Raw genomic sequence first — 11979 nt, 5'->3', positions numbered from 1 at the left:
CGTTATGGGTTGGGATTGGTATTAAACCACGATCAGAACGTAAGCAGTCAGCAATGCACAGACAACGCCGGACGTCGCAACGGCGAACGCAGCATTTCTGCCCAGGCTGATCTGGTAAAGCCCTTCCCCGGAATACCGGCTCGCCGTCAGCGACAGCACCGAAAAAGGCGTCACGCTGGCGGACAATCCCCATCCTGCAAGAATGGCTGCCATGTGTGCGATCGGCGGCAAGCCGAGAAGCGCTGGCGTCATTGTTGATGCAAGAAAAACAGACGAAAGCACAGGATGAATGCCCATAAGCGCGGCCACCATGATGGCAACCAGCAAAAAGCTGATCCCAAGTGCAGGATGACTGCTCAAGGTTTCGCCGGCCGCCAGCGCCCAGCTTGTCGGAAAGGCATCCGCCATGATGCTTCCAGCACAACCCGCTGACAGGAAAAGCGCAGCTTCGCTGGCCATTGCCGGGAATAGCAACATGCTTTGCCCAAGGCCTTTAGCGCCATCTCTCCATCGATGCCCTTCCCGACCCATGGCAACGTTGAACAGCAACGATACGAGCGGAGCCATCAACACGATCGCGGCGGACACCACGATATGCAAGGCACGGCTGAGAGAGAGTATCAACACCAGGAAGCCAATCAGCGATATCAGGAGCGGAAACGCGTTCACCAGCAAGTCCATGATGGGTGTCGGTGCGTTTGCCGGCGGCGCAAGCGCTTTGCTGCCGGCCCGGTACAGCAGAGCGCCGACGATCAGCGTCAGTTGACCTACACCCAGTCCAACGGGAAATACTTCGATCCAGTGCAGTGTGGGATACAGCGCAAGCAGGACGGCCATATTGCCGAACACCGGGCTCCAGCAACTGGCCGCCGTAAATCCGCGCGATACGGCAACGACGGTGTCCGTACGAACCTGGTTCGGTTTCTCGGCGGAGGGTGCGGCCATGACAAAGGTCAGGTTGGCGCCGGCCAATCCCAGTATCCCTGAAAAGAACTGTGCGGTTACGGCAAATGCCATGTAGCGCCCCGTACCTTGTCTCTCTCGCAGGCCGGCGCCGATCATCTGTATCCTTGTGCTCTGCACGGCACAGCGCGCAATCAGCATGACGCTCGATGTCAGCGATAGCAGCAATCCGGCAACAAACACGCCGCGCTGAACGGCTGCCAAAGGGTCTTTGGCGAAAGGAACAAGCACAATGCCGGCAGCAAACAAGACGAACGAGGTCGTCCGCAGTTTTTGGTTGATCCGGGCGTAGCCGGCGATGATGAGCACGGCCGCGGCGACAGCCGTAGGCAGATACAGCCATCCGGGGCCGCCAAATGCCCGGAGTAAGCTGCTGCCGATAAGGACGATGACGGCGCCAATCCCTGCCATGGTTTTGCCATCAAGCGCAGGATGCAATGCCTGCTCCACCCCATTCTGAGGCGGGGCAATATCGGTGATGTCTTTTTTCTGAGGTTGGTGCGGATTAGTCATTATTCTCACTGCGGCATAGGTACGTGCGTGTGCGCCGCAATGATATCTGCGTTTAATGTGAAGCGCATTGCTGCCAACCGCGGGATGGTCATGCTACCTGACGAGTTCCTCGTCGCGTAGACTCGCCGCCGATGTGAATAAAAAACGCCGATCCAGGATCTGCGGCACGTCTTCAGCAGGTACCGGCCGGGAAATCAGATAACCCTGCACTTCGTTGCAGGACAAGGCTTGCAGCACCTGTAGTTGCTGATGAGTCTCTACCCCTTCGGCTACCACGCTCATACCCAATACGTGGGCCATGGAGATCACCGCCATCACGAGCGCTTCGCCTTCCTTGCTGTCATCGAGCTGTGCGGTGAAAGCCTTGTCAATTTTCAGTACGTCCATATCGAGGCGCTGTAATTGCGCGAGCGATGAGTAGCCGGTCCCGAAATCGTCGACCAGCAGCTTGATCCCGAGCGATTCGATTGCCGCGAGTTCATCAGCAACGATGCTGTCTTCACTCATCATGCATGTTTCCGTCACTTCGATTTCTACCAGGGAGGAGTCAAGACCGGTCTCCGATAGGCAAGACGCAAACAAGGCGCTCAACCCGCCCTGACTGAACTGGCGTGGCGACACGTTGATGGACACCGGCACGACGCGCAGGCCGGCCGCTTGCCATGCCGCTAGCTGACGACATGCCTTCCTTGCGACCAGTTCGCCAAGCCCGACGATCAGGCCGGTCTCTTCCGCGATCGGGATGAAATCCATCGGCGGCACCATCCCCCGCTCCGGGTGTCTCCAGCGAACCAGCGCTTCCATACTGCGCAGTTCGCCACTATACGTATCGACGCGTGGCTGGTAATACAGCTCGAACTCATCGAATGTGATCGCCTGCTGCAGTGCCTTCTCATTCTTCATTCGCGACAACAGCCGTTCAGACAGGCGTTCTTCAAAGAAGCAGTAATGGCGTTTGCCACTTCCCTTGGCCGCATACATCGCTATGTCAGCATGCTTGAGCAGTGTCCTGGCATCGGCGCCGTCATCCGGAAACAGGCTAACCCCGACCGAGCCGTAGACCACATGGCTGCTACCGCCTGCAATCAGGAAAGGTTCATGCAAGGTCGCGATGATTCGGTCGGCGACCCGTACTACATCATCGCTTGACGCCACCTGCTCGAGGATGACAGTGAACTCATCTCCGCCAAGGCGCACCACATGGTCAGTCGGGCGTACTACAGAACGGATACGACCAGCGGCGGCCTGCAGCAATTCGTCTCCGGCTGCATGTCCAAGCGTATCGTTAATGATTTTGAAGTCGTCGAGGTCGACAAACATGACCGCGAGCATCGAGTCTGCCGCCTTGGCCTTCTCTACCGCCGAGGGCAAATAATGCATCAGCCAATGCCGGTTCGGCAGGCTAGTAAGTTCATCCGAATTAGCTACGCTGGCCAGCGTCTCTTCATGTTCCTTGGTCTCGCTGATATCGCGCACGGTAATCGCCAGGCCATTACCCGAGCGCACCAGCTTTTGATACACCCAGCTTACCTTCAATGGGCTTTCCGGTGGAACCTTCAGATCGGCTTCATAGAAACCCGCTTCCATCGCATTCTGGAACACGGCGAATGCGCGCGCGGCCTCGTTGCCCGTGAAGATCTCCGAAAACCGGGTGCCGATCAGCCGGTCCTTGGTGGTGCCGACCAGCGATGCGCCGCGTTCATTGCAATCGACCACCGCAAAGTCGATCAGGTTGCTACGTCCATCATAGATGGCGCGCACCATGTAAAAACCTTCGCGGGCGCCGTCGATCGCGAGGTGATACGCTTTTCTCAATTCTTCGGCCTGCTTCTTTCGCCATGCCAGGCCGGCAGTAAAAGCCATGCCGAACACGGCGGTAAAAATCAGGAAGACCGAGGCGGCAAAGGCAAAGCGCAGGTAATCTTCGCGCATCGACCTGAATGGCTCGAGATAGGCTTGCTCCGACAACCCGACGACGGACAACAGCGGATAGCCCTCTACGGCATGCCATGCAACGACGCGCGGCTCGCTGTCCGGAAACCATGAACCTGACAATGGCATGGTTCCGCTCGTACCTTGAAACGCCGGAAGTGTCGTAAACATCGAGGATGCCTCGACAGTGCCCTTGCCGCTTTTCGATGCAAGCATCTCGCCATCGTTGCGGTAGAGCGCGATGAAGTCGTTACGGCTGAGGCTTTCCTGATCGGTAAACGAAGCAAGGTATTGCGGCTCAACGATCACCGAAATAACGCCGGCGAACGCACGATCGCGGTCGGCCAGACTACGCGTGAAGCGTACGACCTTCGCGTTGCTTTGCAGTGCAATTTCCGGTTTATTGATATGTAAGCCGTCAACCCGGCCCACCATGTGTTGCTGGAACCAATCATGATTGCGGATGTTGATGTTGCCGACCCTTAAATCGGTACTCTGCGAGAGGTGCCCGCGCGGATCAAACAGCGTCACTCGTAATTGCGACGATTTTGCGTACAGTCCGCGACGAACCTGCTCTTCAAGATTCAATCCGCTAGACGTTTCCCAAAAATACTGAAGATTGAGCGTAATCTGATCGAGCTGCTCGACTGAACGGGCGAGTTGCGCAGAATAGGCCTTGGCAAGCGAACCGGCTTCCTGCAACGCGGCATCGTTTAATGATGTTCTCTCTGCTTCGATTCTCGTGACCGTCACGGTCCAAAGAACCATGCCGATCATCACGCAACTGACCGGCCAGGCCAGTACGCGGGTGCGACTGATTGTATAGGAGGGCTTCTTCCATTCCTGCCGGACGAGCTGAAATCTCCTCACGTTTTCCGAAATGAGCTTGTGCACCTGACGCCGATTGGAAAAAAGCCATAAAAAAGCGGCTGTGGGCGGCATGCAATTGATGGAAATGCACTCCTTAGTACCTGCCCACGCCGCATTTAGTTGCTGCAAATCAAGACTAGCATAGCATAGGAGTAGAGGCACGTTTTCACTTTAACTGTGTTGCCTTCTACCTGCAAAAGTTGGCTTACTACAACGCATCTGGAAGCTAGAATAGATTTTCCTGTTCAGGCGTCGTGAAGTGGAAACTTTTATTCAATATTGCAAGACCAGGTATTGAGTTGCACTTTTACGTCAGATCTGGCGGACATCTGTGTGACGGCAACGACCGACACCAGAATTCGTCGCTGTCAGGCTCGGCCAACAAGGACCTGGTCATGGCGGCGGCCGCTAACGCCTACGTCGCGAAATTCGTCACGGAGGATCTGGCGGCAACGAATCGCACCGATCATGGCCTCGCGCATATAATTTGCAGGTTGATGCAGAGCCGGTTCATTGGCTGCTCATCCGTAATTCAACCGAGTCATACACTATTTGGAGCGTCTCATGAAGCATGCAGGATGGTTGACTGGATCCATCGCGATAATGCTGGCCCTCCTAACGAGCGGGTGCGTGACACGAACCAGTTATACCGACCTTTACGGCAGGGAAATTCCGCCGGCAGCCTGGGTGGACAGGACCATGGTCCTGACACCGGAAACCCGGTATATCAACGTCGAAGGCGGTCAGTCAGTACGTTTTATTGTCGGTGATAAGGCCTTTGCGTGGCATTTCATTGTTGCGCGTACGGTGGACGCGTTCGACCTCAAGGAAGTTGCGCCTGCGGGCCTGCTTGACCATACTGTCATGGCGTATGTGTCGCCTGACCCGAAATACTTGTCGGTACCCTGAACAGCATCGACCGACGAACGCAATGGATGCGATATAAGGATAACAAGGCATGTTTTTCTTTTTCTCAAGTCGACTCGGATGCCTGGGGTCTATCGCGGTATCGATCGTTCTGACGCTGTTGCTGTTGCTGTTCTTTGGCGTGCTATAGCACGCTGCGGGAGAACGCCGTTGCCAACTTTTACCGGCGCTGAAAAGCGAATGCTCCCAGGCATGCCGACATGCACTTTCTGCTTGCCAAAATCAAGTTAATCGCACTAGCAAGTTAAACCTCGTCGCTATCGCTATCCGCACCGAGATCGGTGTCGAAGTTTGCATCGCTGGAGAGCTGTTCATCGGTTGGAATATCCAATCCGCCTGGATCATCGAACATGGGCTCGGATTTTCCTGACGCAGTTTCCGGCTCAATGCCGGCAAGGTTGTTCGCATTATCGGTCGATGGATTACCAAGGTTGTCCCGGTTACCCGGCACGTTTTCACTCGAGTGTTGCGCATCATTGCCAAGAAGATTGCCGATACCCTGGTAGAGAAAAGCGCCGCCAGCAATGCCTGCGGCGGTAGCTGCAATCGTGCCTAACATGCTCCCCCCGCCACCGCGTAGAAAACTGGATGAACCACTACCCGTCGCCGGATAAGCTTGCGAGGGCTGCGTGGCGAATGATCGGTTTGCCGGTGCGCGCAATGGCATACCGGCAAGTGAGACCTCTTGTGAAGGCATTGCGCCAGAGACTGCCGCCGTAGCAGGGGCGACAGGTGTCTTGCCCCAGGCATTGGCATCGAGAAAACTATTGCTGCCCGATGATTGCGCCGATGATTGCGCCGATCGTTGCTGCATCTCTAGCGCCGCAATCCGTTCTTGCGCCTCCCCCAGTGCATGCTCCAGAATCATTACGCGTTGCACAAGCAGATAAACAGCATTCGGTTGCTGCGACGCAGCCTGAGAAATCAATCTTTCGGCGTCAGCGTCCTTGACCACTTCGCCGACCTGGACCAGTTGCGAAAGAAGCTGTTGCAGTGACTGACTTTCTTGTGGTGTCATGACTCCTCCTCATCAGGGTGCATCCGTCTTTTGTGCATCACAAGCTGACCGAGTCTAATGCGATCGACGTCGGACTCTGCGTACAACGTAAAACACGACCATTGCAAGCAGTCCGAGAAGCAGTAGTGGCCCCAGTGGATTGGACGTGGCTTCCGGCCCACGCAACACTTGCTCATCCCCATAATTACCGGATGCCCCTCCGGTGCTTTCATTCTCGCCGCTGGTCCCACTGCCGCTGCTTTCGTTCTGGTTGACGACGTTATCGCCATTACTGCGTGATATCAACGAGCCTAAGCCAAGGCCAATCAAGGCGCCGCCCAGCATGCCGCCCCACGGACTGGCAGCCTCACGAGGGAGCGTCCGTTGAGGGGACAAAGGTTGCGATGGGGCCGGCGCTGCCGGACGGCTTGCCACCGGATCAACAGGCGCAGGACGTGATTGAGGAGGTGCGGATGGCGCTGGAGGAACGGCCTGCGCGGAACGCGGCGGTTGCGGCGGCGTACTTCGCTGGCGTGCAATAGGCGCTTGCCGCCCACTGGAGCGGCCACTGCCCATACGCTTTGCTTCAGATTCGGGAATCGCCACTGATAGAGTCAGCAGTAGCACCATCAATTTTGCGATATATCCAGGCATAGGTCACCACAGGAAAGATGCATTCCTTCCGGAAGATATATCCGGAAAGTTCTTTCATGTTGGATCATCAGCCGCCCGGTAGGTTTCCTGTGGCGCAGATCGACAGCGCACCGCCAAGTTGCGTGACCAACGCGGAAAGCCGCCCGCGTGCATGGAAGCGTAAATTTACATCTCTAGTCCGATCACCACTGCGCCGAGCACCCCGAGCACGCTAAGCGTCAATACAAAGCCGAACAATACACGCCCGTAGCGATTGCGCGGTGTATGACAGCCATGGCATTCCTTTTCGTTCCATTCTTTCTTGGCGCCGCAAGTGCCGCACCGCCCCGCGATGATATGCCACATGACATTGAGATGAGATAGCGATGCGACCAAGATACTTTAACAAGGAAAGCGTGTATTGAGACTTAGCAACCAGACACGATTGCGTCTTTTCGCATCCCAAAACGATACACGCAATTGCAGCAAAAACGCTGCGCTCACTGCGGCTTTCTCTATAAAAAATATGCTTGTGCAATGCATCAGAAAAATTTTTAAGGTGTAGGAACTTGATATGGAGCGTGAGCTCTACTGAGGCCCCGGCGTAGATGCAGAAATTGCAAGATGTGTAGCGCCGGCCCCGGGCATAACTATTTTTAGATGGAATTCCTTTTTAGGAGGTAACGCATGCTTACGTTTTCCCAACCCATCACCCCAGCCGTCAAGGCACATATCGATGCGCAGTATTCTCTGATTGCAGACATGTCGCAAAAGATGTTTGAGACCGCGCAAAAGATTAATGACCTGAATATGCAGGTAGCGAAAACCGTGCTTGAGGATACGTTCTCCAGCGTGCACCAGGTCATTGGCGCGCGCGATCCTTATGAAGCATTTTCGATTGCCGCTGCTCAGGCACAACCTCAGGCGGAACGGGTACGCGAGTACCAGCAGCACCTCACCAACATTGCGGCAAACACACAAGTAGACATTGCGAAGACTGCCGAGTCGCACTTCCCGAATACTAGCCGCACCGCAGCCGCTGTTGCCGACGAAGTAGCAAGGACAGCCAAGGATGAGACCGAAAAGGCGACTTCGCGCCAGAAAGCGGCGATGGAGAAATTCACGTCGCCAATCGATCGTCCGGAAGACCTCAAGAGCCAACCACCACGGCCTAGCGCCTGAACCTTGAGGTCCAGTCTTTGCAGCGCGAAATGCGATCTGCGGTAGAGATAAGCTCAGCATCATCACCATTTCCCTCGACGACATTTTTCAATATTGGAGCTAACAAAATGCTATTCATCTCTCAACCCTTGCCACCATCTGCCAAGGCACACATGGAATCGCAGTTCACTTTTTTGTCGGAGCTGTCAAAACAGTTGTTCAACACCGCGCAAAAAATCAATGAGCTCAATATTCAGGTCGCACAGACAGTGATGCAGGAAACTCTCGCCAGCACACGTGAAGTGATGGCTGCACAGAACCCTTACGAGGCACTGTCGATTGCGGCCAGCCAGGTTCCTCCTGCCGCTGAAAAGCTGCGCGCCTATCAGCAGCACCTGAACGATATTGCGGCGCGTACCCAGGTCGATCTCGCGAAAACCGCGGAGACTCATGTTCCGGCAACCGCGCGCACCGCATCGGCCCTTGCCGATGAAGTCGCGCGCCGTGCAAATGAGGAAACGCAGAAGGCGACTCAGCGCCAGAAAGCCACACTGGACAAGATTGCCACGCCGCTCACCAAACCGGATGGCGGCAAGGGCGTTACTGCGAATGTTCACTAACTCACTTTAAACCAAGCGGTCATGCGGTTGGCGGCGTCTTAAACCAATGCCGGCTCATAACGTAGTAAATGGAATTGACAAATTTTTCGACCGGCAAGGCGCTGGAAGAAAAGGCGCTATTTCATGTTGCGTTATTGGTTGGGGCGGTATTAAGCCGGCAACCGCATCTGCGACACGCCCCGTTGCAAACGTTGCACGCAGCGATACTCTCTTTCAGGCATAACATTCTGCGACAACGAACATGACTACTATGGAAATCACCACTTATCCGCCCCTGATGCTGGCGCTTGAGCCATACCATGCGATGCTGGACTTTTTTGCAGGACATGCATGGCGTCCTACGCCTCTGAAACGCGGAGACGGCCATCCTGTATTGGTCTATCCCGGCCTTGGCGTCAGTGGTGCTGCCACAACCGATCTGCGGGCGCGGTTACTGCAACTAGGCTATCAGGTCTACGACTGGGAAATGGGTGTAAGCGTCTGGCCACTCATGGGCCTGGATGCGTGGCTTGCGATGCTTGCCGGGCATTTGAGAAAAATCCACGACGCGCACGACTCTCCAGTCTCCGTCGTTGGCTGGAGCCTCGGCGGCATCTACGCACGAGAACTGGCCAAACTGCATCCGGAATGTATACGCCAGGTAATTACCCTGGGTACGCCATTTGGTGGAGACTTTAAAATCCCCAAAGAGCAACACGCTTTCCCTGGTCTTTCCGCTGTCGCCCCTTTGATGGATGCAGCATTGCTGACACGTCTGCGTGAATTGCCTCCCGTACCGAGTACATCGATCTACTCGCAGACTGATGGCGTGGTCGACTGGACGCGATGTATCGGGCCGCAATCCACACTGCATCAAAGCGTCGAAGTTAGTGGCGTAAGCCACTTCGGAATGGTGCATCATCCCGAAGTACTGCGTGTCATTTCTGATCTGCTCGCAGTTCCGCAGCATGGCAGACATTCCTGAATAAGGTATTGCAGGACTGCATCATCTGGTCATTTGTGGAACAGCAAGGAAGGAAACCTTCTTGCGTAAATTGCAATCAGACAGTCATCTCCGCCGACCGGTGGAATTTCTGGATACCATCATGGACCGAGGCCGCAAACCTCCACGGCATTTTTCAATGATCCGCGGTTTTCATCTCGCGGATTTTTTTACACTCGCAAACGCAGCATGCGGCATTGCTGCCGTGTTTTTTGCCATGCTGTTCGTTGCGACCCATGCGCGGCACTACTTTTTTGCCGCGGCAGCAATGGCACCAGCCGCTTTTATTTTCGATGTACTTGATGGCATGGTTGCGCGCTGGCGCCACGAACATTCGCCCTTGGGAAGAGAACTGGACTCGCTCGCCGACGTGATTTCTTTTGGCGTGGCACCGGCTACGCTAGCCTTTGCCGCGGGCTTGCATGGGGGTTGGGATTGGCTTGCCCTGATTTATTTCGTTTGTTGCGGTGTGAGTCGACTGGCGCGTTTCAATGTCACGGCAGAAGATCTGTCCCAAGGAGGAACAAAAGTCGCCTACTTTGAAGGAACACCCATTCCAACCAGCGTGCTGCTTACCGCTGTGCTTGCCTTCGCCGGGTGGCAGGACAGGCTAGGCGATAATCTCTACGGTGGCACCTGGATGATTGGCCCTTGGGCGCTTCACCCCTTGGCGCTGCTTTTCGTCCTTTCAGGCAGCATGATGATTAGCAAGACCCTTAAAATTCCTAAACTCTGAGATCGAGCATTACTGCTTCCGGTGTGCTCTTGATTGTTGCCATCCTTTCCGCTGCGGTCCCTCGCAGCCGAATTTGGCACGGCCCGATACTGCCAACCTGAATGCGTCGCAGCGCATAGGCCTTACCGGAAATTTATCCCCAGTTTCCGTGGGCAAGTCTGTGGATAACAAGCTAATTAAACGCCAAGGCCATGATTTACATAGAGATTTTTCGCCTGCCCGCCGGACTCGCAATCTCCATGCAAAGCTGATTTTTCAGCATCGCGTATGGTTGAAAGTGTGCATAAGTGGTCTCCGCCTTGACAGCAAAACGCTGCTTTCGCCGCACTGGTCAATCAATCGGATGCAGTTACCGAAACACAGGATAGCGACGATGAATTCTCACAACTAACCTACTCGGGTTGCCGTACATATACTTGGTTTCAGCAACCGTAGCGCTTTGCGCCATTAATGACTCGGTATTCCCCACGACGATCAACAAAACAGATTGCTTCATCCGATCTGCTCGCAAGCGACGCCTTGGTTCGTCGTAAAGGTCGTCGATATTCCCATGGCGGGACGGGTTTCTCGTCGGCCCACAATCCTCGTCTCACCTGGCGTGCGCCAGCCTCCAGTGCAATGAGATCGGACTGAGCTTTTTGCTTGATATCGATCCAAGCCATGCCACGCTCAAGTTGTGCTCGCCCCACATCCACACCATCACAAGTGACTACCGCAACAGCGGGAACCGAATCATTGCTACGGACCATCTTATATACCACGTCCTTTCCAAGACATAACTTGGTCAACGACTGTCGGGACGGAATCGAGAATGCCTGTCCTTTTTCAGGGGCGTCAATGTACGCCACACGGACAAAAATCTGTTCGTCCGCATTAAGAATCACGACGGTGTTGCCGTCTGGAACGGAAGCAACTGTTCCGGCACTTGCTATCAGGGGAGAAAATAACAACAGTATGCCAAGCGTGTTGGTAACGGAAGATGACAATCTGGTCAGCATTATGTAGTGGCAATCCGGCTAAGCGCCGCAAAATTTGCCCGGTATGGACAATAGCCACTTTATAAAAGTACATACCATTAAGCAATACAACCCTGTGTAGCCTGTGTCATTTTGTACACTTGCGTAATGTACCTTATTGATGGTTGCCGGCTTGCACCTCGCGCTCGCCTGACACTGGCAAAAATGACTTGAAATCGCTGTCATATTCGAATTTCAACATTCTCGTTTCGAATGTTCTATTGGAAATACTCCTTAGACGGGGCCAAAAAGATGAAAAATTTCAGTACACAAAAGAATCTATTTTAGATTTTAAGAATTTTCGGTGTACTATCTGCGCGCTGTACCAAAAAAAATCCAAGCCAGGACGACGAGAGAGACAGGAACCCGCTAGGCCGTGCCAAGCGGGTTTTCTTTTTGGAGCCAGATATTCTTAAAGTGAATATCTATTATCACCATAAGAAAGCGGACAAGGATGTTGCGCTGCACTATGATTCAACTTGTCTCCTCCAACTCTCCTTGAATTGGATTTAAGCCCGCTCCTTGAGCGGGCTTTTTTTTCGCCGGTACCAAGGATAAAAGGAACAAAACATAGACTGCTCAGCTACCTCCCAGAAGATGCGCCTAAGGGATTAGCAATATGTTGATTT

Annotated in this window: 11 protein-coding genes; 5 read left to right on the top strand and 6 right to left on the bottom strand. The window is 54.4% G+C overall.

What is annotated here, in order from left to right; all coding sequences use genetic code 11:
- Nucleotides 1-21: 21 nt before the first annotated feature.
- Together ASE07_RS26520 and ASE07_RS26515 are read right to left on the bottom strand one after the other, a co-directional pair.
- Nucleotides 22-1476, bottom strand: a complete 1455-nt coding sequence (locus ASE07_RS26520) for a hypothetical protein (protein WP_057293822.1) — start codon at nt 1474-1476, stop codon at nt 22-24.
- Between the two features lie 93 nt (nt 1477-1569).
- Nucleotides 1570-4278, bottom strand: a complete 2709-nt coding sequence (locus ASE07_RS26515; RefSeq protein WP_162256964.1) for a bifunctional diguanylate cyclase/phosphodiesterase — start codon at nt 4276-4278, stop codon at nt 1570-1572.
- Nucleotides 4279-4908: 630 nt separating this feature from the next.
- Here ASE07_RS26515 and ASE07_RS26510 point away from each other — a divergent pair.
- On the top strand, nt 4909-5187 hold the full coding sequence (locus tag ASE07_RS26510; protein ID WP_235548649.1) for a CzcE family metal-binding protein: 279 nt from the start codon (nt 4909-4911) through the stop codon (nt 5185-5187).
- A 262-nt stretch (nt 5188-5449) separates the two neighbouring features.
- On the opposite strand, the gene ASE07_RS26505 is transcribed toward ASE07_RS26510, so the two are convergent.
- From ASE07_RS26505 to ASE07_RS26495, 3 genes are all read right to left on the bottom strand, one after another.
- A complete protein-coding gene (locus ASE07_RS26505) occupies nt 5450-6223 on the bottom strand; it encodes a DUF2076 family protein (protein WP_057293819.1) in 774 nt (257 codons plus the stop codon).
- Nucleotides 6224-6277: 54 nt separating this feature from the next.
- Nucleotides 6278-6832, bottom strand: coding sequence for a hypothetical protein (locus tag ASE07_RS28520; RefSeq protein ID WP_162256963.1), 555 nt, complete (start codon nt 6830-6832; stop codon nt 6278-6280).
- 189 nt (nt 6833-7021) lie between these two features.
- Nucleotides 7022-7201 (bottom strand): hypothetical protein, encoded by a 180-nt coding sequence (locus tag ASE07_RS26495; RefSeq protein ID WP_057293817.1) that lies wholly within the window; start codon nt 7199-7201, stop codon nt 7022-7024.
- Between the two features lie 321 nt (nt 7202-7522).
- Here ASE07_RS26495 and ASE07_RS26490 point away from each other — a divergent pair, with 321 nt between their 5' ends.
- From ASE07_RS26490 to ASE07_RS26475, 4 genes are all read left to right on the top strand, one after another.
- The gene (locus tag ASE07_RS26490; protein WP_057293816.1) at nt 7523-8017 is read left to right on the top strand and encodes a phasin family protein; all 495 of its coding nucleotides are present in this window, start codon (nt 7523-7525) and stop codon (nt 8015-8017) included.
- Between the two features lie 107 nt (nt 8018-8124).
- On the top strand, nt 8125-8616 hold the full coding sequence (locus ASE07_RS26485; protein ID WP_057293815.1) for a phasin family protein: 492 nt from the start codon (nt 8125-8127) through the stop codon (nt 8614-8616).
- Nucleotides 8617-8857: 241 nt separating this feature from the next.
- Entirely contained in the window at nt 8858-9580 is a 723-nt protein-coding gene (locus ASE07_RS26480) for an esterase/lipase family protein (RefSeq protein WP_057293814.1), read from the top strand.
- Between the two features lie 121 nt (nt 9581-9701).
- Nucleotides 9702-10334 (top strand): CDP-alcohol phosphatidyltransferase family protein, encoded by a 633-nt coding sequence (locus ASE07_RS26475; RefSeq protein WP_057293930.1) that lies wholly within the window; start codon nt 9702-9704, stop codon nt 10332-10334.
- 422 nt (nt 10335-10756) lie between these two features.
- On the opposite strand, the gene ASE07_RS26470 is transcribed toward ASE07_RS26475, so the two are convergent.
- Nucleotides 10757-11332: a thermonuclease family protein gene (locus tag ASE07_RS26470; protein WP_057293813.1), complete on the bottom strand. Its 576-nt coding sequence runs from the start codon at nt 11330-11332 to the stop codon at nt 10757-10759.
- Between the last annotated feature and the right edge of the window lie 647 nt (nt 11333-11979).

Source organism: Noviherbaspirillum sp. Root189 (assembly GCF_001428545.1).
GTDB lineage: Bacteria > Pseudomonadota > Gammaproteobacteria > Burkholderiales > Burkholderiaceae_D > Noviherbaspirillum.
The sequence above is the reverse complement of the archived record's forward strand: the minus strand, read 5'-3'. Positions and strand labels throughout refer to the sequence as shown.